General features: G+C 58.9%; 21 protein-coding genes and 1 pseudogene. 7 read left to right on the top strand and 15 right to left on the bottom strand.

The window, feature by feature from the left end; translation table 11 throughout:
- Positions 1 to 54: 54 nt before the first annotated feature.
- The 7 genes from BKN05_RS08780 to kdpF form a co-directional block, all read right to left on the bottom strand.
- The gene (locus BKN05_RS08780) at positions 55 to 1,203 is read right to left on the bottom strand and encodes an MFS transporter (protein WP_286688460.1); all 1,149 of its coding nucleotides are present in this window, start codon (positions 1,201 to 1,203) and stop codon (positions 55 to 57) included.
- Positions 1,204 to 2,089: 886 nt separating this feature from the next.
- Positions 2,090 to 2,803, bottom strand: coding sequence for a response regulator (locus BKN05_RS08770; protein ID WP_286688459.1), 714 nt, complete (start codon positions 2,801 to 2,803; stop codon positions 2,090 to 2,092).
- Complete coding sequence (locus BKN05_RS08765) at positions 2,796 to 5,390, bottom strand: ATP-binding protein (RefSeq protein WP_286688458.1); 2,595 nt, start codon at positions 5,388 to 5,390, stop codon at positions 2,796 to 2,798. Before BKN05_RS08765 ends, BKN05_RS08770 begins: the two co-directional genes overlap by 8 nt.
- 12 nt (positions 5,391 to 5,402) lie before the next feature.
- Positions 5,403 to 5,954: a potassium-transporting ATPase subunit C gene (locus tag BKN05_RS08760; RefSeq protein ID WP_286688457.1), complete on the bottom strand. Its 552-nt coding sequence runs from the start codon at positions 5,952 to 5,954 to the stop codon at positions 5,403 to 5,405.
- A gap of 17 nt (positions 5,955 to 5,971) precedes the next feature.
- Positions 5,972 to 8,035: a potassium-transporting ATPase subunit KdpB gene (gene kdpB, locus BKN05_RS08755; RefSeq protein WP_286688456.1), complete on the bottom strand. Its 2,064-nt coding sequence runs from the start codon at positions 8,033 to 8,035 to the stop codon at positions 5,972 to 5,974.
- Positions 8,032 to 9,747, bottom strand: coding sequence for a potassium-transporting ATPase subunit KdpA (gene kdpA / locus BKN05_RS08750; protein WP_286688455.1), 1,716 nt, complete (start codon positions 9,745 to 9,747; stop codon positions 8,032 to 8,034). The genes kdpB and kdpA overlap by 4 nt, the downstream gene beginning before the upstream one ends.
- On the bottom strand, positions 9,744 to 9,839 hold the full coding sequence (gene kdpF / locus BKN05_RS08745; protein WP_225746162.1) for a K(+)-transporting ATPase subunit F: 96 nt from the start codon (positions 9,837 to 9,839) through the stop codon (positions 9,744 to 9,746). The genes kdpA and kdpF overlap by 4 nt, the downstream gene beginning before the upstream one ends.
- Before the next feature lie 535 nt (positions 9,840 to 10,374).
- Between kdpF and BKN05_RS08740 the strand changes: the two genes are divergently transcribed.
- Entirely contained in the window at positions 10,375 to 11,364 is a 990-nt protein-coding gene (locus BKN05_RS08740) for a lipase family alpha/beta hydrolase (RefSeq protein ID WP_286688454.1), read from the top strand.
- Here BKN05_RS08740 and BKN05_RS08735 read toward each other — a convergent pair whose 3' ends face one another.
- Genes BKN05_RS08735 through bioB form a run of 3 tightly spaced genes read right to left on the bottom strand, consistent with a single transcriptional unit; the run spans position 11,365 to position 13,551 of the window.
- Entirely contained in the window at positions 11,365 to 12,288 is a 924-nt protein-coding gene (locus tag BKN05_RS08735; protein WP_286688453.1) for a Sir2 family NAD-dependent protein deacetylase, read from the bottom strand.
- Positions 12,289 to 12,298: 10 nt separating this feature from the next.
- On the bottom strand, positions 12,299 to 12,571 hold the full coding sequence (gene bsaP, locus BKN05_RS08730) for a biotin synthase auxiliary protein BsaP (protein ID WP_225746165.1): 273 nt from the start codon (positions 12,569 to 12,571) through the stop codon (positions 12,299 to 12,301).
- Positions 12,571 to 13,551 (bottom strand): biotin synthase BioB, encoded by a 981-nt coding sequence (bioB, locus tag BKN05_RS08725; protein ID WP_005326317.1) that lies wholly within the window; start codon positions 13,549 to 13,551, stop codon positions 12,571 to 12,573. Before bioB ends, bsaP begins: the two co-directional genes overlap by 1 nt.
- Before the next feature lie 78 nt (positions 13,552 to 13,629).
- Between bioB and BKN05_RS08720 the strand changes: the two genes are divergently transcribed.
- Both BKN05_RS08720 and BKN05_RS08715 read left to right on the top strand, forming a co-directional pair.
- Positions 13,630 to 14,940 (top strand): M20/M25/M40 family metallo-hydrolase, encoded by a 1,311-nt coding sequence (locus BKN05_RS08720; protein WP_286688452.1) that lies wholly within the window; start codon positions 13,630 to 13,632, stop codon positions 14,938 to 14,940.
- Positions 14,941 to 14,962: 22 nt separating this feature from the next.
- Positions 14,963 to 15,523 (top strand): hypothetical protein, encoded by a 561-nt coding sequence (locus BKN05_RS08715; protein ID WP_286688451.1) that lies wholly within the window; start codon positions 14,963 to 14,965, stop codon positions 15,521 to 15,523.
- Here the strand turns inward: BKN05_RS08715 and BKN05_RS08710 are convergent.
- The 4 genes from BKN05_RS08710 to BKN05_RS08695 are packed head-to-tail and all read right to left on the bottom strand — an operon-like array spanning position 15,520 to position 17,006.
- A complete protein-coding gene (locus BKN05_RS08710; RefSeq protein WP_239273658.1) occupies positions 15,520 to 15,825 on the bottom strand; it encodes a CHY zinc finger protein in 306 nt (101 codons plus the stop codon). The two genes, BKN05_RS08715 and BKN05_RS08710, sit on opposite strands and share 4 nt — an antisense overlap.
- Positions 15,803 to 16,642 carry a hypothetical protein gene (locus BKN05_RS08705; protein WP_286688450.1) on the bottom strand — a complete coding sequence of 280 codons (840 nt, stop codon included), beginning with the start codon at positions 16,640 to 16,642 and terminating at the stop codon, positions 15,803 to 15,805. The genes BKN05_RS08710 and BKN05_RS08705 overlap by 23 nt, the downstream gene beginning before the upstream one ends.
- Complete coding sequence (locus BKN05_RS08700) at positions 16,642 to 16,854, bottom strand: hypothetical protein (protein ID WP_286688449.1); 213 nt, start codon at positions 16,852 to 16,854, stop codon at positions 16,642 to 16,644. The genes BKN05_RS08705 and BKN05_RS08700 overlap by 1 nt, the downstream gene beginning before the upstream one ends.
- Positions 16,842 to 17,006 carry a hypothetical protein gene (locus tag BKN05_RS08695; RefSeq protein WP_286688448.1) on the bottom strand — a complete coding sequence of 55 codons (165 nt, stop codon included), beginning with the start codon at positions 17,004 to 17,006 and terminating at the stop codon, positions 16,842 to 16,844. Before BKN05_RS08695 ends, BKN05_RS08700 begins: the two co-directional genes overlap by 13 nt.
- Positions 17,007 to 17,123: 117 nt before the next feature.
- Here BKN05_RS08695 and BKN05_RS08690 point away from each other — a divergent pair, with 117 nt between their 5' ends.
- The 4 genes from BKN05_RS08690 (at position 17,124) to BKN05_RS08675 (ending at position 20,254) form a co-directional block, all read left to right on the top strand.
- Entirely contained in the window at positions 17,124 to 17,558 is a 435-nt protein-coding gene (locus BKN05_RS08690) for a hypothetical protein (protein WP_286688447.1), read from the top strand.
- Positions 17,555 to 18,355, top strand: a complete 801-nt coding sequence (locus BKN05_RS08685) for a PrsW family intramembrane metalloprotease (protein WP_286688446.1) — start codon at positions 17,555 to 17,557, stop codon at positions 18,353 to 18,355. Before BKN05_RS08690 ends, BKN05_RS08685 begins: the two co-directional genes overlap by 4 nt.
- A gap of 95 nt (positions 18,356 to 18,450) precedes the next feature.
- On the top strand, positions 18,451 to 19,647 hold the full coding sequence (locus BKN05_RS08680; protein ID WP_286688445.1) for an HNH endonuclease signature motif containing protein: 1,197 nt from the start codon (positions 18,451 to 18,453) through the stop codon (positions 19,645 to 19,647).
- A 28-nt stretch (positions 19,648 to 19,675) separates the two neighbouring features.
- Positions 19,676 to 20,254 (top strand): LURP-one-related/scramblase family protein, encoded by a 579-nt coding sequence (locus BKN05_RS08675; protein ID WP_286688444.1) that lies wholly within the window; start codon positions 19,676 to 19,678, stop codon positions 20,252 to 20,254.
- Between the two features lie 90 nt (positions 20,255 to 20,344).
- Here BKN05_RS08675 and BKN05_RS08670 read toward each other — a convergent pair.
- A pseudogene (locus tag BKN05_RS08670) lies at positions 20,345 to 20,803 on the bottom strand (DDE-type integrase/transposase/recombinase); the annotation flags it as partial.

Raw genomic sequence — 20,803 nt, 5'->3', positions numbered from 1 at the left:
ACGAAGAGCTCGACTATGTCAATTCGGGCATCGTCCCATCAATCCGAAGTATTCCTAATTCACATTGTCCCCAGTATGAGAGCGAGAAGAGGAACTAGCCCCAATACTGCAGACGATTCCTACTAGGACTGCACCTAATGCTCCCAACAAGATTCCCGTGGAGGAGGGCAACAATAATCCACCCACTGCGGAGCCGACTGCCGAGCCAAGGTAGTTCGCAGATGCATTAGCAGCAACAGCAGTCGCCCCTTCATCAGGGTTTGCGCTGAGCATCGAATGCTGCTGCGGCGCCATAGATGACCACCCCAAAAGCCCCCATGCAAAAAGACACACCACTGCCACCACGTGGCTCGAAGGGAAGAGAAGCAGTAGAGCGAAATCAGTCACGAGTAATGCAATGATAATGACCGTTAGTTTGCGTGAACTATTAACCTTGTCGAGCACCCTCCCAATCCCAAAAGCACCCACTGCCCCGCCGATACCCCAGACCCAAATACCAGCAATGGTGTCTACCTGCACACGATCAAGCACTACAGGAATATAGGTGTACAACCCCAGCGAACCCACTCCAACAAAGAAGGTAACTAAGATCGTCAGGAAATTATCCACTCGGCCGATGACTCGGAGTCGCTGCCCTAACGAGGAGGAGGGCACAGCCGGTACCACACTCGCTTTGCGCAACGCTAGACCTGCTAACGCCACTATTCCAATGGCCGAGACCAAACCGATGGTAGCCCTCCAGCCTAGCTGTTTAGCTACCCCTAATCCCACCGGTACGCCCACGACAGTTCCCACCGCTAAACCAGCCAGCACCATTGATAGTGCGCGCCCGCGATACTTTGCTGCGACAGACATCCCCGCTACGGCTGAGGACAACGGCGAATAAATTCCAGCTGCCGCACCTGCGATCAAGCGCGACACAAGAAAAACGATCACTGTAGGCGAGACTGCAGTCACGACATTCGCCAAAGAAAACACAGCAACAGCTCCAAGCAGACCACTCCGTGGATCTTTGCCTGCCTTACCCGAGAACAGCGGACCAGATATTGCGTACGCGCCGGTGAAGGCGGTAACGCCCAAGCCGATCACACTGCCACTTGTACCCAAGTCGTTTGCAATCTGTGATAGCAGTCCAGCGATAACATATGCGTCCAATCCGAGCGCTACACTGCCCAAAACTAACGGCCACAGCTGTCTAAGCATTCGAAATCACCATATCGAGCAAACCAGGGAACCGTTCGTCTAGATCGCCTCTGCGCAAAGAGATAACACAAGTTCGTCCCTGGCTTCTTGTCCACGTCACACCGGCTTCACGCAGCTGCCGAGTGTGGTAGGTCAGGGTAGATCGAGGCAGGTCATCAGCGAGCGTCAAACTATCGTGCTCCTGACCGTCTGCCAGGCGCCTAACCATCTCTAACCGGATGGGATCACTTACCGCAGCCAGAACACGGACGAATTCAAGGTCCTCGGTGGCCGGATGCTCATACTTTCGTGGGCTCATCACAACTCCAATCGTGCAAGAATTCCTGAACGATTGACCACAGTAAGCTACCCGAGAGATTCGTGCAAGATTTCTTGCACGAATGCAGGTGCGCAGATAAAGCCCCCACCTAGACAGCGATAAATGAGCACCGGAGGCTTGAGGAACTCTATTTTTAGACACCAAGCTTTCAACCCCACGACATCTCTAATTCACAACCTTCAACGTTGGCACAATAAATCGAGCCAAGTTTATGAAAGTAGAGAGCCCTATTCCTTCTTCTAACGGTGCGTACAACGTAGCTTGATTTAATAGACCCTTCTACCCAAAAATATGCTCGAAGGTTCTTTGGTCAGGAAAGCATGACAGACACCGTCACGCCTTCAGGGAAAAGCAACTAATCTGCAGCACCAGAAATGATTTAGAGAACGAACAATCGCTGGTGACTAGTTGAAATGTTTAGTTCTCACGCGCTTGCAGTTGGTTAAATGCGCAGGGCACACCGAAGCCCTCGACGCATAAGCGTTATGGATACCAACTCGCACCCCTCCACTGCACAGAATTGCCACTGCAAGAGTAGTTCCCTGCAGAAAATGGCGTCAGCTACTCCTAGACCCCAGGGGAGGTAATGAAGCGGTATCCCAATCCGGGTTCAGTGAGCAGATATTGGGGATTAGTTGGATCGGTTTCCAGTTTGCGGCGCAGCTGCGAGGTATAGATGCGCAGGTAGTGACTTTGTCCTTCGAAACCCGGGCCCCAGATTTCTGCGAGAAGGTCTTCTTTGCGCACCAAACCGCCGTGGGCACGCAGCAGCGTCGTAAGCACGCCCCACTCAGTGGGGGTCAGGTGAAGGGGCTTTCCTGCCTTGGTGATGGAGTGTCGAGGGACGTCGATCAGCACATCGCCCGCCCGCACCATCGTGGCTTCCCGCTGGGCAGGCAGATGCTGGGGGCTGCCATGCCGCAAAGCCACGCGCACACGGGCCAAGAGCTCTTCCATGGAAAAGGGTTTGGTCACATAATCGTCAGCACCGCGATCTAGGGCCGAGGCACTAAATAGGGGATCGGACCGGGCTGTAAGAATCAGAACTGGGATTGCTGACCACCCACGAATCCCGTCGAGGACCTCCCGCCCATCCATATCCGGCAGACCCATATCCAAAATCACCACGTAGGGCTGGTGCTGGGAGACCACCTGCAGACCCTCCGCCCCGGTGCTGGCTGAATACACCTCATACCCACGCGCTTTAAAATTAATGCTCAAGGTGGTGAGCAAACGCGGATCATCATCCACAATGACAATCGTGGCCTTCTTATCAGTCATGGCTTTTCTCCTCCCGCAGCGGGAAACTCAGGATAAAGGTCGCTCCTGGAGTGGCCTCTACGGTGATAGTACCGTCCATGGCCTCCACAAATCCGCGTACAACGGAGAGGCCTAAACCCACCCCGTTGTCATTGCTGGTATCTCCCAAGCGCTGAAAGGCTTGGAAAAGCTCTCGCTGCTTTTCCGGTGAAATTCCCGGCCCTTCATCGCTCACACTCAGCTCCACGCGCTCATCTGTAACCTGCGCATCAACGTTGACTGGTCCGCTCGGCGCATAGCGCAAAGCGTTATCGAATAGATTCGCCAGCACACGTTCAAGCAAAACGCTATCCGCGCAACAGGTGCGGCCGCGGAGTCCAGAACCAATATGAATGCGACCAAGTTGGTCCTTGCTATGTCCAAAGGCACAGGAGGCAATAGCTCGATTGGCTACCTCATATAACTCCACAGTATCCCGGCGTGCGGTTACCGCTCCTGCACTCAAACGCGAGTGATCCAATAGGTTGGTCACGAGCAGCGTGAGTTGATCGATGCTAGCTGCGGTTTCCGCCAGCAGTATTTCTTGATCCTCTGGACTGAATTCGATTTCGGAATTCCGCAAAGAGGACACAGCCAGCTTGGCCGTTGCTAGGGGCGTGCGCAGATCGTGGCTCACGCTCGATAGCAACGCACGACGCAATTCATCAGCGGCAGCAATGGCATCGGCACGTGCGGCCTCAGCCGAAAGCTTGTCGCGGCGCACGATGCCGGCTAGGTAGCCGGCCACAACCGCCACCAAAGCACGGTCGCGGGCGGACAACGCTGGGCCCTCCATCACAATCTGCACCGTAGTGTCCTCGCTAGAGACCAACGTTTCTACCTCACGTTTATGAGTCTTAGCGGGGATATGCAGGTGTTTACTCTGCCGGGGCGAGGCCGCCGAAGCGTGCCAGGTAGACAGTACGTCCCCGGAGGCGTCAAGAAGCACAGCCTTATGGCAGCCGAAAGTTTCTCCTAGCTTGCGAAGCACTACATCGATGGGAGATACGTCCGCACGGCGGTTAAGGGCTGCGCGGGAAAAGACCGTCAAGAGCTCAGCATCGCGCGTGGCAATGGCCGCATTATGGCGCTCTATCTTGGTGCGCCGCACTTGTAGGCCCACGGCCAGGGCAATGGCTACCATGACCACGAGGATGACAGCGTTAGCTGGCTCAGCAATATCGAAGGTGTACAGGGGTTCGGTAAAGAACCAATTGACCGCCAAGCCTGAGGCACACGCAATAATTACCGCGGGCCACAGGCCAGCGAGCATGCTTACGAGAAGGATCAGCGCAAAGTAAAAAGCGGAACACGTGCCTGTTCCCAAAGCTGAGCCGTCGATGCCTTGCAACAGTGCGGTCAAAGCGATGAAAGCGACAGCCGCGCCCACCCAAGACACCGCCCGGCGCGGAAGGGAATGCAATGGTCGCAGCAGTGGTGAAAGAGGCGAGGGTTTATCGGACGGAAGATTAACAATGTGACAATCAATCTTGCCCGAATCCCGCAACACGGCCTCAGCAACGGTGCCGCGCCAGTGCACGCCTAAGCGACGCCGTGGTGAAACCCCCAAGACCAGCTGGGTGGCGTTGACGCTGCGGGCAAAATTAAGCAGCGCTTCTGGCACCGAGTCACCGGTGACCTGATGCAAACGGGCACCCACGTCCTGAGCCAAGGATTGTAATTTGGCCAGTTGTTGAGCGGAACCTGCAACGGAAGATCCACCGGATGAAAAGGAATCCCCAAAAATTACGTGGACTACATGTAGCTCGGCTGAGGATTTGGACGCGATGCGGCGCCCGCGGCGAATGAGCAATTCTGCGTGCGCAACGTTCTGAATGGCCACGACCACCCGCTCCCGCGCCTCCCAGGTATCAGTAATATCCTGCTCAGAACGGTAAGATGCGAGAGCCTCATCAACTTGGTCCGCCAACCACAACAGGGCCAGCTCCCGCAGTGCAGTCAGATTGCCCACTCTAAAATAATTATTCAAGGCTGGGGCAATGCGCGCTTCTTTATAGACTTGGCCATCGCTCAAGCGGGTGCGCAAGAGCTGCGGGGATACATCCACCAACTCGATCTCGTTCGCCGCACGCACCACCTCGTCCGGCACCGTCTCCTGCGGGGAAATACCGGTGATCTGATTTATTACATCATTGAGGCTTTCAAGGTGCTGGATATTCAGGGTAGAAATCACATCGATTCCTGCGGCTAGGATTTCCTCTACATCCTCCCAGCGCTTAGCGTGTTCCTCACCGCGCGGATTGGAATGAGCAAATTCATCGACCAGAACGGTTTCCGGCTGGCGCGAAATGATGGCTGCGGTATCGAGTTCTCCGGTGGATAGCCCAGCGGCGTGGCGCCGCGGGATGGTCTCAAGGCCATCGCACAGCGCCCGAGTAAATTCGCGCCCATGATCTTCCACGATGCCAATAACTACATCGCGGCCGGCCAGCACAAGGCCGTGCGCCTCATTGAGCATTGCACAGGTCTTACCGGACCCAGGCGCCGCGCCGAGGTAGATCTTCAGAGCGCCACGCTTGGTGCGCGCCGGAACTTTCTTGTCGTTCATATAGCACTCATCTTATGAGCAGGACGGTGGAATGGGCAGCGCTCGGTTGAGAGTAGTGACGTTGACCGCGTCTTGGCCCAGGAACCCGAGACTGGCATGCTCTGTGTTTTCCTCGATGAGGCGTCGCACTTCTTCGGTACTCATCCCCTGCTCTCGAGCGACACGTGGAGCTTGTAGTTCAGCGTACGCAGGGCTAATGCCAGAGTCGACACCAGAGCCGGAACCGGTTACCGCATCGGTGGGAACATCTCCTGGGGCGGCGCCTTCGCGCTTGGCGATGTCCCCGCGCCGCTCCTGCACGGCCTTTTCTAGCTCGGAGCTACTAGCGCCGTAATTGCTCATGCCTTCGGAACGGGGGAAGAAGTACGGGCCTTCGGTCTGGCCGTCTTGAAGCTGGGTCGAGCCAGCTAAGCACTCACCCTGGTAAATGAGGTTGCCCTCGGCGGAGGCCGGCTTGATGCGGGAGATTCCCCACACGGCAGCGGGATAGATCATTCCTAGTGCGACAACGCACAACAGTACGGCTACGAATCCAGCGGCGAGGTTACGAAAATAGACACGCATTTTTGGTCCTTCTTTTTCTATATACCTGGAAGCAGGTTGACTACTTGGTCAATAAGCCAGATGCCTAGGAATGGGGTGATCACGCCGCCCAGGCCCCAGACGCCCAGGTTACGGCGGAGCAGGGACGAAGCAGAGGCCGGCTTATAGGCCACGCCCTTGAGCGCCAATGGGATAAGAGCAACGATGATGAGCGCGTTGAATACGACTGCAGACACAATGGCGGATTGCGGCGAGTGCAGGTGCATCACGTTGAGGCGCTCAAGGTGCGGAAGCTGGGTAGAAAACAGGGCCGGCAAGATGGCGAAGTACTTCGCTAAGTCATTGGCCAAAGAGAAGGTGGTGAGCGCCCCACGGGTGATGAGCAACTGCTTGCCAATGCGCACGACATCGATAAGTTTGGTCGGATCAGAATCCAAGTCCACCATGTTGGCGGCTTCTTTCGCTGCAGAGGTACCAGTATTCATGGCCACGCCCACGTCCGCCTGCGCCAGCGCCGGCGCATCGTTGGTACCGTCACCGGTCATAGCGACCATGCGGCCGTGCGCCTGCTCCTCGCGGATCCTGGCCAGCTTGTCTTCTGGGGTGGCCTCCGCGATGTAATCGTCGACGCCTGCCTCTTGAGCAATGGCCGCTGCCGTCAACGGGTTATCGCCGGTCACCATGATGGTTTTGATGCCCATCTGGCGCAGTTCGGCGAAGCGCTCCGCCATGCCCGGCTTGACGACGTCACTGAGCTGCACCACCGCAATAACCCTGCGGGTGCCGTCGGATTCTTCCACAGCAACGGGCAGCGGGGTTCCACCACCTTCAGCAATCTGGGTCACGGAGTCTTCAATTTCTTGCGGCCAGTGGCCACCCGCCTCGGTTACCCACCGGCGTACAGCATCGCCGGCGCCTTTACGCAGCTTTCGGCCTCTGAGGTCAAGCCCAGACATGCGGGTAGAAGCGCTAAATGGAATGACCTCAGCGGTCTTTTCTTCCTCTCCTGCTGCGGTAGAAAGGTGGTAGTTTTCAGTCAACCACGACACGATGGAGCGCCCCTCCGGAGTCTCATCGGCAACCGAAGCAACGCGGGCTATCTCCGCAGCTTCCTGCTCATCGACACCGCGCGCAACGATAAGCCCGGTGGCCTGCCGGTTGCCATAGGTGATGGTGCCGGTTTTATCCATGAGTAGGGTCGCTACGTCGCCCGCCGCCTCTACCGCGCGTCCGGACGTAGCCAGAACATTGTGGTGCACTAGCCGGTTCATTCCCGCGATTCCCACCGCCGACAGCAGGGCAGCGATGGTGGTTGGGATGAGGCAGACCAACAGGGCCACCAGCGAGAGCGGGGAAAGCTCCGCGCCGGTAAACAATCCCATTGGGGCCAGTGCGGTAACCGCAATGAGGAAGAGGATAGTCAGGGTAGACAGGAGGATGCTCAGCGCGATCTCATTCGGGGTCTTGCGGCGCTCCGCCCCCTCTACCAAGGCAATCATCGTATCGACGAAGGTGGATCCCGGCTCCGAGGTGATCTGTACCAAGATGGAATCAGACAAGACCACGGTTCCGCCGGTCACAGCACAGCGATCGCCACCGGCCTCGCGAACCACGGGAGCAGACTCGCCGGTAATGGCAGATTCATCGACGGTTGCCGCGCCTTCAATGACGTCGCCGTCACCCGGGATAGTCTCTCCGGCCTCCACGCGCACGATGGCGCCCTTGGTGAGCTCAGAAGCGGCGATGACCTCGATGCCACCATCGGTGACCAGGTTAGCGGTGGCGTCATCACGCACAGCGCGCAGGCTATCTGCTTGGGCTTTGCCGCGGCCTTCGGCATATGCCTCAGCAAATGCGGCGAACGCAATGGTAAACCACAACCATACGGTCACCACCCAGCCATAAACACTGGGGCTAAAGATGGACCACAGGGTAGTCAGCGCGGCGCCTACCCACACCACGAACATGACGGGGTTGCGGGCTTGGGCGAGCGGGGACATCTTGTGCGGCAACGATTTAAACGCTGCCGCAGCCAACCCACTGTTTTTGGTGGCAGAGCGCTGGGGAGTGCGTTGCTCAGTGGTCATAGTTGGTGTTGTCATGAGAGTGCCTCCGAAATGGGTCCCAAGGTAAGAACGGGGAAGAAGGTAAGGGCGGCGACCAACACAATGACGCCGATGGTAAGCAGAGCGAAGGTCACGCCGGACGTCGGCAAGCTGCCGGCGGTAGTGGCCTGCCGGCGTTGACCGGCTAGGCTGCCCGCCAAGTACAGGGTGAAAACGATGGGTAGGAAGCGGCCCAGCAGCATGGCGATTCCGAGGGTGACTTGCCACCAGGGCTCGGTTACCGTCAGGCCGGCGAAGGCCGAGCCGTTATTATTCGAGGCCGAGGTAAAGGCATAGAGCACCTCGGAGAGACCGTGCGCGTTATCCGGGGTTCCCGGCGCGCCGAAGTTGGTAGCGGAAAGCTCCACCAGCTTGCGCTGAGCCACCGATGCCCCCACGCCTACCAGGACGAGGACAGGCATGGTGAGGATGTACAAGCTCACCGCGGAGATTTCCTTGCGGCCGACCTTATTGCCCATGAACTCCGGTGTGCGCCCAACGAGCAGGCCGCCGATAAATACGGCGAGGATTGCCACCATAAGCAGACCGTAGAGGCCAGTGCCCACGCCGCCCGGTGCAATTTCGCCCAGGAGCATATTGAGTATCAACAAGCCACCACCCAATGGTGAGTAGCTATCGTGCATCGAATCGACCGCGCCGGTAGAAGTGCCCGTGGTAGACACCGCAAAGAGTGCGGAGGCGTCAATACCTAGGCGCTGTTCGATGCCCTCCAAGTTGCCGCCGGCAGCCTGGGCTGCCGCACCGGTGGTAGTGTGCTGCGCCCATACCACCAAAGCAACCATAACGGTCCAAATGCCGCCGATGACGCCAAGCAAGGTCCATGCATGCTTCTGGGATTTCAGCATTACTCCGTAGGCACGAATGAAACAGAAAGAAATGACCAGCAAGGAAAAGATTTCCACGAGGTTGGTAAAACCAGTGGGGTTCTCAAAAGGGTGCGCCGAGTTGGCGCCGAAGATGCCACCACCATTGGTTCCCAGCAGCTTGATTGCCTCCTGGCTAGCCACCGGAGCGCGCGGAATATCCACGCCCGCGGAGCTCACCAGGTTGGACCCGAAGGTTTGCATGGTTCCGCCCAAGATGAGGACGAAGGAAATCAATAGAGAAAGCGGCAAAAGAATGCGCACCAAACCGCGGGTGAGGTCAACCCAGAAATTTCCGATGAGGTGCTGTCCGCTCTCAGTGCCCAACTTGTCACGGCTATATCCCAAGTGACCGATACCGCGAATGAGCGCAACCGCCACACACATGCCAACAGCCGCGGAGGCGGAGTTCTGGACGGTCAGGCCAAGCATCTGTGCAGCATTGGTCAGGGTTTCTTCGCCCGAATAGGACTGCCAGTTGGTATTGGACACGAATGACGCCGCGGTATTAAACGCCATCCACGGTTCCACCGCTGCGGAGCGGGAATTGCCAAAGCTAGGCACAACGGTTTGTAGGCGCTGCACCGCGTAAAGAACGAGTACGGATGCCAAGCTGAAACCAAGCAATGCACGGCTGTAATTCTTGCTGTTATGCCCGCGGTTTGGGTCAACGCGCAGGACTTTATACACCGCACGCTCTACCGCCCAGTCCTTGTCAGAGGTGTAGCTGCGTGCGATCCAATTGCCCAAAGGAACATATGCCGCCGCGAGTAAGACGACGAGGGCGAGGAACTGCGGTAACACCGCCCCAATGCTGGCGATCATGCGAAACGCTCCGGATCAACTAAGGAAATGATGAGGTAGATCACCAAGGCCACAACAATGACGAGGCCAATGACCGCTGTAATGGTGTTCATGGTTATGCATCACCGTCCAAAAGCTCGTTGAGGACGGAGGGACAGCCAACCGTCAGGATGGCTATCAGGATTGCCACGATGTCTAACATGTGGGAAACCCCCTTGTGCGAGTGAAACTTTCCTGTGCCTGACAGGTATGCCTGCCAGGTGCCGGTACCAAGGCAGCACCTGCTACGCACAAACGTTAAGACCACACCCCCGCTGCCCTAGGCAATCTTTGCGCTATCTTTACGCCTCTCGCTCGCAATTTTTATATTTCCTTTACACCCCTTTTGCGCCACCTTTTCTTCAGGCTGGGAACCGCCCCTTATCCACAACGAAGGCCCGCCGACAGCACATCGGCGGGCCTTCTCCCCATGACTAATCTCTCGGTACCCAAGGAGGGAATGGAGCGCACCCTCCTACAAGCACCGCCCGTGATTAGGCAAGCCTAAGTTTATAAACCTTTCGTAGGATGGTCAAGGGTTTGCCCATAAATTTCTTAATTCCTACCAAAAACACAGTTAACCTGCAATAACGAGTACAATCCGGAACCATGGCTGAGTTGAAATCCACTATTTCCGAACAACTCCGCAAATTCTGGCGTGCCAACGACAAGGAATTGACCGATTCCCCGCGTCGCGGCGTCGCCTCCCCTGCCGAGGCCACGGCACTGCGCGAGGAGGTCGCGGCCGAAATCGCGGACCTCATCAAAGCGCAGAAGATCAAGACCAGCCCCGGCGATACCGCCCTCGACGCCGATGCCGCCGCTACCCTTCCCCTTGGTGCCCGCATTAAACCGCGCGGCGTCTTTGAAGATGACTGGGGCGCGCGTCCCACCGCGCAGCGGCCCTGGCCGGTCATCCTCATCCACGGCACCTGCGATACCAAAGGCGTATGGCAAATCCTCGGCAATGAACTGCGTCAAGACGGCTGGGCGGTCTTCGCCCCCGACTACGGCCGTCGCGCCACCCAACCCCTCGCAGAATCCGCCCAGCAACTCGATGCTTATATCCACACCGTGCGCATGGCCACCGGCGCGGACAAGGTAATCCTCATCGGCCACTCACAGGGCGGGCTGCTTGCCCGCTATTGGATGCGGATGATTGGCGGCGCCGAGCACGTCCTCCATCTGATGTGCATCAGCGCGCCAAACCACGGAACTACCTACGGCGGCATCGTCAGCCGCCTCATTCACACCCCGCGCCAAGAGGCGGTAATGCGCTCCGTCATCGATGGTTGGTTTGGGCCGGCGGGAATGGACCAAATTGTCGGCAGCGAAGCCCTACGCGAGGCCAATCGCGATGGCGATTTGGAATCCGGCGTGAGCTATACCTGCATTGCCACCCGGTCTGATGCCGTCGTGGTCCCACCCGAAACCTGTTTCCTCGATCCCCGCGGCGTCGCAGAGGGCACCGTGCGAAATATTTACGTCCAAGACTTCGACCGCCGAGCAGTGGTCATGCACGAAGATATGCCCATGGATAAGCGCGTCCACGCCATCGTGCGCACCATCTTGGACTTAGTAGAGACTATCCCCCGCTAGTTAGAGCTCCAGCTCATCAAGAACCGCGTCAAAAGCTGGGCCCACCTGCGTGCGCCACAGCGTATCCACCTTCTGATCACCCCGGCCGGGCCCGCCATTGATGACGGCTACGCGCTTGCCCTGCTTCTTTGCCTCCAGCACAAAGCGATACCCGCTCATCACCGCAAGAGAGGACCCAGCCACCAGCAGCGAGCGGGCCTGGCCTAGCACGGCAAAGGCGGCATCGCGGCGCTCAGCCGGCACGGGCTCGCCAAAGTAGACCACGTCCGGTTTCAATAATTCCGATCCACACCGCTCGCATCCGGCCATGCGAAACGCCGCCACGTCGGATTCATCCAGGGTCACGTCACCATCCGGATTCACTTGGTCCGCCTCCACCACTAGGTGCTCCAAGTACCCCGGATTTGCTGCGGCCAAGCGCGCATCGAAATGCGTCCGCACCTCCCGATATCCGCACATCAGGCACACGACGGTTTCCATATCGCCATGCAACGCCACCAATTTCGCGCTCCCTGCCTGTTTATGCAGTCCATCAACGTTTTGGGTAACCACGCCATTAACCAGCCCGGCGCGCTCCAGTTCCACGAGCGCGTAGTGCGTGCGATTCGGCACCGCGGAATCCATGACCCGCCACCCCACAAAGCTGCGGGCCCAATACCTATGGTTCGCGGCCGGGTCGTGGCGAAATTCCTGATAGGTCATCGGCCGGTGCCTACTAAGGGAGCTGCGCGGGCCCCGATAATCCGGCACGCCCGACTCCGTAGACACCCCTGCCCCGGTTAGCACCATCACTGGGCCCTCGCGCAGCTGCTTTACGACGTCCCCTAAAGCCTTCCCTTCCTCCGTATGCGGCGCCGATTCCTCGACCACTCGGGCGATCGAACGCAGCGCGGACTGGTGGGCAAGGGAGACGGCGGGATCCATGCCCCCGATGCTAGCTTTCGGGCAAATGCTCTACATAAAGCCACTCCGAATCCAGCTCGCCGTGGCGCGAGCACGTGGTATGCCAGCCATCGGGACGTACCTGGGCCACCATGCGCCGGCCACAGATTTGGCAGTAGCGCGGCACATCGAGGCCAGCGGCAGCAGCTGGGTGCAGCGTGAAGGCCTCTTCGATCGGCTTTCCGGTATTCGGATGGAAAATCGGCTCATCCCCAGCTAGGACGGCAGCAGCCAACTCGGACGTCGGCTCGGATAAACCAGGCACTACAGGGCCTTAATAGGCAGATCGATGCGGTGCAACATGTCCACATCCTTTTCAATCTGCTGGCCCAGGGTGGTCAGGTAGTTGCCGGCGATAATGGCGTTGATGCCGCCGAGCAGGCCGCGCTCAGTGCCGTCGTCGCCAAGCGAAAGCTCGCGGCCACCAGCAAAGCGCAAGGTGGTAGACGGCATGGCCAGGCGGAACGCCGCCACGGCGCGCAGGCCCTCGCCCAGCGGAACCAGCGGGCGATCCGCAAAGGGGGTGCCAGGTCGCGGATCGAGGAAGTTCATCGGCACCTCGCACGGATCAATCTCTGCCAGCTGCGCGGCGAACTCGGCGCGCTGCTCCAGGGACTCGCCCATGCCGATGATGCCGCCGCAGCAGACCTCCATGCCTACCTCACGTACATAATCGAGGGTCTGTTTGCGCTCCTCCCAGGTGTGGGTGGTGACCACATTGGGGAAGAAGGAGCGGGAAGTCTCCAGGTTGTGGTTATAACGCTGCGCGCCCATGTCCTTCAGGCGCTGGGCCTGCTCGCGGGTCAGGGTGCCCAGAGAGCAGGAAATCTCAATATCGACGGCGTCATTGATCGCGGCAATGGCCTCGCCCACCTGGTCCAGCAAGCGATCGTCCGGCGACTTCACCGCGGCGACGATGCAGAACTCGGTAGCGCCGGACTTAGCGGTCTTCTGCGCTGCCTCCACCAGCTCAGGGATGTTGAGGCGCACGGCGCGCACCGGAGACTCAAAAAGGCCGGACTGGGAACAGAAGTGGCAATCCTCTGGGCACCCACCGGTCTTAATGGAGATAATGCCTTCCACCGATACGTCCGGGCCGCACCACTTCAGGCGGGTCTGGTGGGCGATATCGGCAATTTCCTCCAGCTGGGAATCCGGAACCTGCAATACCTGCAGCAGCTCTTCCTGGTTGAGGCCTTTGCCTTGCTCTAGGGCTTTCTCACGGGCGATGTCAACGATGCTCATGGTGCTAAACCCTACTTGAACGGCGTTCAACTTTGGTTAAAACCACATATAAATCTGTACGGAACTACCCTCGGGGGCATGACGCTTTATGATGACACCCTCTCCCTCCTCCAAGAGCTGATCCGCAATGCCTGCGTTAATGACCTCACGCCAGACTCCGGCCACGAGGTGCGCAATGCGGACAGCCTGGAAAAATTCTTCGCAGGTGAAGACGTGCAGATTGAGCGCTTCGAGTCCCACCCGGGCCGTGTTTCCATCGTAGTGACCGTCCCCGGCGATCCGGACCAGGAACCGCTGACCCTCATGGGACATACCGACGTCGTCCCCGTGGACGAGCCCAAGTGGACCAAGCCGCCTTTCGAGGCCCTCATCGAGGACGGCAAGCTCTACGGCCGCGGTTCCGTAGACATGCTCTTCATTACCGCCACCATGGCAGCGGTCACCCGCGAGGTCGCCCGCGCCGGTAACACGGGCGGTACCCTCGCCTTCGTCGGCATGGCCGATGAAGAGGCCCGCGGCGGCCTCGGCGTGCGCTTCATGTCCGAGAACCACCCCGATGCCTTTTCCTGGAAGAACTGCCTGTCTGAGACCGGCGGCAGCCACCTGCCCGGCGCGGTGGGCTTTAACGTGGGCGAAAAGGGCGCGGGCCAGCGCCGTCTGCACGTACATGGCGATGCCGGCCATGGCTCCACTCCTTATGGCAAGGACTTTGCCATCGTAAAGATCGGCGAGGTCGCCCGCCGCATCGCCACTGCTGAACCGCCCACGGCCTCCAATGAGATCTGGGAGGGCTTTGTGCGCACCTTCAAATTTGATCCCCAGACGGAGCGAGAGCTTATCGACGGCACGGGTGACTACTCCAAGTTCGGCAACCTCGACGCCTACGCCCATGCCTTTAGCCACACCACCATCGCCGAGACCGTACTGCGCGCCGGCGGCGCCATCAACGTGCTGCCTTCACATGCCTACCTGGAAATGGATGTGCGTCCTTTCCCCGGCCAGACTCAGGAGGATCTGGATGACTTCCTGCGCAGCGCGCTCGGGGACATGGCCGATGAGGTAGAAATCGAGCACCTCATCACCGAAGATGCCACGCAATCCTCCACCGATACCGAGCTGTGGCGCGCCATTGAGGCCACCTCCAAGGAATTCTTCCCCGACAAAGCCGTTGTCCCAGTTCACGCCACCGGCGGCTCGGACCTGCGCTTCGCCCGCCGCAAGGGTGGCAATGCCTATGGCTTTGCCATGCACGCCGAGGGCCGCGATATGGCCAGCGCCAATTCGCAGCTGCACAGCCACGACGAGCACCTCTACTTAGAAGACCTCGAACTGACCGTGCGCGCCTACCGCAGCTTGGTCAATCGCTTCCTAGGCCTGTCACAGGAGTAACAATTATGGCAAGATGTCTAGCATGAGCTTTGCACGTAAGTCCGCGCTGCTATCTGCAGCTACCGCCCTGACCGTAACCCTCGCCGCCCCTGCCGCTGCCCATGCCGACGCCGTCGATACCCTCCTTGCCAAGATGCCTGCCGGCCAGATTTCCTGCTCCCAGGCCAAGCAGTACTGGACCAACTCCGCTGACTACAACCAGAAGAAGTCCCAGGCCCTGGCCGTTGCCACCGTGCACCCACGCGGCAACGAAGTCCGCGGTGCCATCGGCCGCATGGATGAGGCCATTGCTCGCTGCGGCCTGAACGGCACCACTGGTCAGGGCAAGCCGGTCAACACTGGCGGCCAGCGCGGCAATGCCCCCGCACCAAAGCCGACTCCGGCCCCGTCCCCGGCGCCAGCCAAGAATGCCAAGGTCATCGAGCTGGGCATCATCCCTGGCCAGCCGACTGTCGACGTCCCATTCCTGGGCCAGACCTTCCGCATCCCGGACGCGGCCAAGATTGCCCAAAACGCTGTATCCCAGTTCCAGCTGCCGCAGATTCCGCAAATCCAGCAGCTACAGCAGCTGTCTTCTTTCTAGCGGTCTAGCTGAAAATAGATCCCGGCATGCGCGCTGCAGCCGGGATTAAATTTATGCCCGCAGTGGGGACACGCAGGCGCGGCGGAATAAGCGTGGTAGTTCATCTCGGTGCGGCAAGCGCCGCAGAGGACTGAGGGGGCGTCGGCAAGCATGGGCCCAAACTCATGCTCAGTAAGCTCGGCGTGGCACAGCGCGCAAGCAAAATATTTCCCGCAGGTGGCGCACTTATTGGCCACCACGTCCAGAGGCGAATGCCAATGCTTGCACCGGCCTTCCGCATCAATCGCGCCGTGAATCTTCATGGCCGTCAGCATACGCGCCATTCTGCTGCCACTGGTGCTTCTTTTCCTCGGATTTCTTAGCATTGCGCACGGCCTGAATGCCCACCACGATGGCGATGATGAGCGGTACCCACACCTTGCTGTAATCCATGAGGAATACGAGCCAGTCGGGCGGATCGATGTCGATGTTGAAGTCGAAATTCGGCACCGGCAGCTCTATCTGCGGCAACTCCGGCACCGGGAGCGCGATATCCGGCAGGTCGATATCCGGCAGCTCCCAATCCGGCAACAACCGAGACAAGATGCGGCTGATGATCGGGCCAAGCACGATCACGCCAATGGCCCAGCCGGACTTTCCCAAGCCACCCAGGAGCGGATATAGCACCCGCTTGAAGGAGCTTTCCTCCATGGCCTTGCGGCGCTTTTCTCCCAATGAGCCGGCCGGGGGCTCGAGGGCGACTGCCTCCTCCCCATTGCGGTAGTACACGTCGAGGAGCTCGCCAAAGGGGGAGGCTTGGATATCTAGGTAAGGCTTGGTTCGCGGGGCGGAGTTCTCGAGCAGGGTGAGGTCTTTTTCGATCTTCTTCTTAAGCGAATAGCGGCCCGCACGCGGCCGATCGTGGCGGCTGCGTACCTGACCGTTCACCACAATCTGCAGACGTGGGCTCGGGTTCTTCCGCCAAAGCCGGAAGCGTTCCGGCAGGGTGGCATCGCCTGGAACCGCGGTAAAGTCCTTTGCCTTCTTAGGCCACTGGCCCATCTCCGCGAACTCGGCATCGTATCCGCGCTGCACCTCGATGGTGCCCACTTCGGGGTGCTCTAGGCGCCACGTCTCCATTAGCTCTTCCCTGCCTTGGAGCCCACCGCGGCCCCCAGCTTGCTCGCGGCCCATGCCAGGAAAACAAATACTGGGAGGTATATCCAGGTTCCTTCATTGAAGTAGAGGGACATGGCTGCAAAATACGCCAGCCCCGCCACGCAGAAAATGGTCCAGGAGGCGCGGAAAGTGGCGCCGTCGACAAGAGCGATGGCCATCGTCAGCACGGCCATGACGATGAGCAAGGCGAGGCCGGGACAAGGTGGTAGACAGCCGGCGGCAGGCCAACGAAGACCACGGCCATGGCGATGGGCGCCCACCATTGCCACCACACGCGGCTTGGCTCGTCTTTCGATTCCGCCTCTTGCTCTAGCTCCTCAAACACGCACCCAACCTATCACAGGGCTTAACAAAGCTTATGGGGAGAAATCCTCCCTATGGCCGGCTTAATCCTCCCGGCGGAGGATACCGCGCTGAGCAGGGCGTACCTAGCGTTAAGAGTATGAAAAGCACACCACTCATCCTCGCGGCGGGCGTAGTATTCGGCGCCATCTACGGCACCAATGCGCTCCTGCCAGACATGTATGACAACCCCACCTCTGAAGTGCAGGCCGGACAGGCCCGCATCCCCGGATTATCCTGCACGGAAGAAGATGGATCCACCAGCCGTGAACCACGCTGGGACTGTGGCGGCACCCAAATCCGCGCTAAGGAAGTCGGCGTGCAAGACAAAGACCAAGCCACCCGACGCTACCTCCGGGCAATGGGTGAAGGTACGGCCATGCCGGAAGGAGACATCGACCGCGACGGGGACAAGCGCACGCTTAGCGATGGCGACCTTGTAGCCATCAGCATCGAGGGCGATGGCCCCACCACGTTCCTCTCCCTGCGCGGACCGCGCGCTGAAGAACTTGCCCAGGAGGTAGAAAAGGCATGAAGAATCTGTACTGGCTATCTATCGCTTTTGGACTGGTAGTCGCCGGCTTCTTCTTGGCCGATCGCCGGTTTACCGAGGTTGGGCTCATCGGTACGCTCATCTGCGTGGGCCTGACGCTCGGGCTGGGATTCTTGTGGTTCAGGCCGCGGCCGATGTGGCAGGGCATCCTCTGGGGTGCGCTCGCCCAGCCGGTGGTGGTTAACCTCAACGACCAAATGGTGGGGATTTCGGACAAACTGGGGCTTACCTATCTGGACGCGGCCTTTTACTCGCCGCTTCCAGAAGAAACCATCAAGCTCCTTGGCGTCGTTATTATTATTGCGGCTTTTGGAAACGTGAAGCAGCCCTACCAAGCCGCCGCGGTCGGCATGGCCGTAGGCCTTGGTTTTGATGCCATGGAAAATGTGCCGTTCATCCTCAACGCGGCCATCGATAACTTGGACGGCGACCTCTGGGGCGTCATCATTACCGGTATCGGACGATTCTTCACTGGCGCCTTTAGCCATGCGCTGTATACGGGGGTTGCGGCGTGGGGCGTCGGCAAGCTCTATGCGGGCGCGCGCCACGGGTATTGGCAGGTGGCCGGATTTTGGCTGGCCGCTATTGCCCTACATACCTTGTTCAATGGCGCGACCATGATTGCGGGTGAGTGGCCGGCGACCATCCTTGTTATCGCCCTCATCACGTGGGCGCTTATTATCTGGGGCCTGCGATTCATGCGCAAGCAGGACAAGAAACACGCGGCACAAAGCAGCGAAAAGTCCCTACCCGCTAAAGATTCGGAATATAGCTCCTGAGCTGGCTCAATGCGAAGAAAAAGGCTCGTGTCCGGTGGGTGTTATAAGGTGTGAATCGTACACAAGTTCACACGATAATTTAGGTACGATGCACCATGGAAGAACCCTACTTTTCCACGACCAACACCACCGACCCCACCACACGCTTAGCCTTTGAGATGCGAAAGGCGGAATACGAGTTTTGGGTGAGCCAAGTCCCGGAGCTCGATTCTGATTTCGAATTAGTTACCCAATCCCTCTACCGCACCACAGGCGTCAACGAAGGCCGGATTGGCCATATCCTCATGGCGCTGCACCGCTTGGAGGAGCTGCCCGAGCTCCAAGCGCTGCAGCACCGCCTCTACCACTTGGACCTCGACCGGATTATTGCCATCAATAAGTCCCTCAACCGCTTGGGCAATCCGACGCCGGAGGTGGTGGCGCGCATCGATGAGCAGCTCACCGCCTACCTCACCCCTACCCGGCCCAACCAGACCATGCGCACACAGGCGCAGATCAAGCGCAAACTCAACGAGCTCATCAACCTCGCGGATGACACATTGGCCGTCACCCAGGGCCCTACACAGCCGCGCTACACCATGGAAAATTGGGGCGATAACACCTCGGCGGTGACTTTGAGCGCGGACCCGGCGGTTATCGCGAGCGTCGATAAGTGCGTCCGGCAGACCGCGCTGGAGCTAGATTGCTCGCTTGCCGACGCCGCCGTTGCACTCCTCACCGGCCGCACCCAAGCCCCCGAGATCATCCTCAACGCCTACAAGGCCACCGACGTGCCCAATTCCCCGGCGTTCATTGAGTCAGTGGGCTGGCTCGACCCGGCGCGCTCCAATGCGCTGCCCTACACTAAAATCCGGGAGATGGACCCTAACCACGAGGTCAAGGGCTATGTCACTCCCGCCGCCATGGCCGCGTACCTGGAAGGTTTCGACGGCACCTGCCGCTACCCCGGCTGCAACCGCCCGGCCACGGCCTGCCAGAAAGATCACCGCATCAACCACGCGGATGGCGGGCCGACCACCCCGGCAAACCTCGCCTGCTTATGCCAGCACCACCACAACGTAAAGACCGATGGCCGGGCCTTTTATGTCATGGATCCACATACGCGCGACATCATCTGGCTTTTTGAGGACGGCACCTGGACCACCACCGAACCCTCTGGCCCATTGGCGCAGAAGAACAAGAACTGGGTGCAGACCTTCGCCCAAACCATGACTGCCCACCGCGCCCGAGCATATGAAGAGGCGCAAGAACTCATGCGCCAGCAGAAAACCACCCCTAAGGAGGAGGAATAAAACCACCAGCTTCCCTACAGTGGCTGGTATGACGCAAAATTTATTCACACTTGACGAGCTCGTAATTTCTCAGACCAAGTCCTTCCTCAACGATCAGTTCATGATCACCGATCTAGACGGCACCCCGGTGGGCACTATCCTGCAATCCACCAGTCTCAAAGACATGGTGTTTAAATCCTCTCGCAGCTTGGAGGTCGCACTCACGGATGCTGAAGGCAACCCGCTACAGACGGTCATGACGATTTCGGACCCGCCGAATTTTCTGCGGGATACCTATGAGGTGCACTTGCCGGGAATCGAAAAGCCCATGGCCGTCATTACCAAGCGTTTCTCCATGCTCAAGACAAAGTTGGACTTGACCATGGAGGGCTTTGCCGACGTCGAAATTCACGGCGACTTCTGGGATTGGAACCTTTCCATCACTTCAGAAGATCGCCTGCTTGCTGACGTCTCTAACGAATGGACTGGCATGGGTAATTTCTTCATGGGCAAAAACACGTATCGCCTGCGCATCACGCCGGGCCTCAATGAGCAACATCACGCCGCCATCATCGGCACCGTGATGAGCATGGATATGCTGCGCACCAAGCAAAAGAATAGCGACTAAGAAAAATAAAAAGGTGCTGTTGCAAAGTTGGGCGGAGAGCAGCGAAGACTCAGTTTCTCATTCCCTGATGGCCGCTGCGTGTGGGCGTTGTTAGGCGGTCTCGAAGACCCGGTTGACGATCACCGCGTCCGGAGTCGGTTGCCCGTAGGCAAACATCGCGCCTTACCCTTTCCGCAATGAGTACATCGCCTCCATCCCTTTCAACATCCGATATGCAAATGTCCGGTTCTTAAACGCGCCTTTCGGCCCGAGGATCCGCTTCAGCCGACCATGGTCGCCTTCCAGGATGTTGTTGAGGAATTTCACCTACCGGTGTTCCACTGTTGGCGGGCAGATTCCCTCTGACTTCAACTCGGCGATTGCCCTGGCAAGGCAGGGTGCTTTATCGGCGTTGATCACTTTGGGATACCCGGCTGACGCATTGGATCTGACGACCTTGGCCAGGAAACACTTCGCTGCGGCCACGTTCCGCTTCGGAGAGAGGTAAAAGTCCAGGGTCTGGCCACCGGCGGTGATCGCCCGATAGAGATAGCACCACCTGCCGCCGAC

Origin of the sequence: Corynebacterium sp. S5S1 (genome assembly GCF_001913985.1) — a bacterium.
In the GTDB taxonomy this organism is placed as follows: Bacteria; Actinomycetota; Actinomycetes; order Mycobacteriales; family Mycobacteriaceae; genus Corynebacterium; species Corynebacterium marquesiae.
Note: the sequence above shows the minus strand (reverse complement) of the source record. Positions and strands in the feature narration are given on the sequence as shown.

What these genes read in the sequence shown, in the direction of transcription:
- BKN05_RS08720 (WP_286688452.1), top strand. Translation starts at nt 13,630, where the DNA reads ATGACGCTTTATGATGACACCCTCTCCCTCCTCCAAGAGCTGATCCGC.
- BKN05_RS08710 (WP_239273658.1), bottom strand. Translation starts at nt 15,825, where the DNA reads ATGAAGATTCACGGCGCGATTGATGCGGAAGGCCGGTGCAAGCATTGG.
- BKN05_RS08740 (WP_286688454.1), top strand. Translation starts at nt 10,375, where the DNA reads ATGGCTGAGTTGAAATCCACTATTTCCGAACAACTCCGCAAATTCTGG.
- BKN05_RS08780 (WP_286688460.1), bottom strand. Translation starts at nt 1,203, where the DNA reads ATGCTTAGACAGCTGTGGCCGTTAGTTTTGGGCAGTGTAGCGCTCGGA.
- BKN05_RS08760 (WP_286688457.1), bottom strand. Translation starts at nt 5,954, where the DNA reads ATGCGTGTCTATTTTCGTAACCTCGCCGCTGGATTCGTAGCCGTACTG.
- BKN05_RS08765 (WP_286688458.1), bottom strand. Translation starts at nt 5,390, where the DNA reads ATGAACGACAAGAAAGTTCCGGCGCGCACCAAGCGTGGCGCTCTGAAG.
- kdpA (WP_286688455.1), bottom strand. Translation starts at nt 9,747, where the DNA reads ATGATCGCCAGCATTGGGGCGGTGTTACCGCAGTTCCTCGCCCTCGTC.
- BKN05_RS08770 (WP_286688459.1), bottom strand. Translation starts at nt 2,803, where the DNA reads ATGACTGATAAGAAGGCCACGATTGTCATTGTGGATGATGATCCGCGT.
- kdpF (WP_225746162.1), bottom strand. Translation starts at nt 9,839, where the DNA reads ATGAACACCATTACAGCGGTCATTGGCCTCGTCATTGTTGTGGCCTTG.
- BKN05_RS08675 (WP_286688444.1), top strand. Translation starts at nt 19,676, where the DNA reads ATGACGCAAAATTTATTCACACTTGACGAGCTCGTAATTTCTCAGACC.
- kdpB (WP_286688456.1), bottom strand. Translation starts at nt 8,035, where the DNA reads ATGACAACACCAACTATGACCACTGAGCAACGCACTCCCCAGCGCTCT.
- BKN05_RS08715 (WP_286688451.1), top strand. Translation starts at nt 14,963, where the DNA reads ATGAGCTTTGCACGTAAGTCCGCGCTGCTATCTGCAGCTACCGCCCTG.
- BKN05_RS08685 (WP_286688446.1), top strand. Translation starts at nt 17,555, where the DNA reads ATGAAGAATCTGTACTGGCTATCTATCGCTTTTGGACTGGTAGTCGCC.
- BKN05_RS08680 (WP_286688445.1), top strand. Translation starts at nt 18,451, where the DNA reads ATGGAAGAACCCTACTTTTCCACGACCAACACCACCGACCCCACCACA.
- BKN05_RS08690 (WP_286688447.1), top strand. Translation starts at nt 17,124, where the DNA reads ATGAAAAGCACACCACTCATCCTCGCGGCGGGCGTAGTATTCGGCGCC.
- BKN05_RS08735 (WP_286688453.1), bottom strand. Translation starts at nt 12,288, where the DNA reads ATGGATCCCGCCGTCTCCCTTGCCCACCAGTCCGCGCTGCGTTCGATC.
- BKN05_RS08700 (WP_286688449.1), bottom strand. Translation starts at nt 16,854, where the DNA reads ATGGCCGTGCTGACGATGGCCATCGCTCTTGTCGACGGCGCCACTTTC.
- BKN05_RS08705 (WP_286688450.1), bottom strand. Translation starts at nt 16,642, where the DNA reads ATGGAGACGTGGCGCCTAGAGCACCCCGAAGTGGGCACCATCGAGGTG.
- bioB (WP_005326317.1), bottom strand. Translation starts at nt 13,551, where the DNA reads ATGAGCATCGTTGACATCGCCCGTGAGAAAGCCCTAGAGCAAGGCAAA.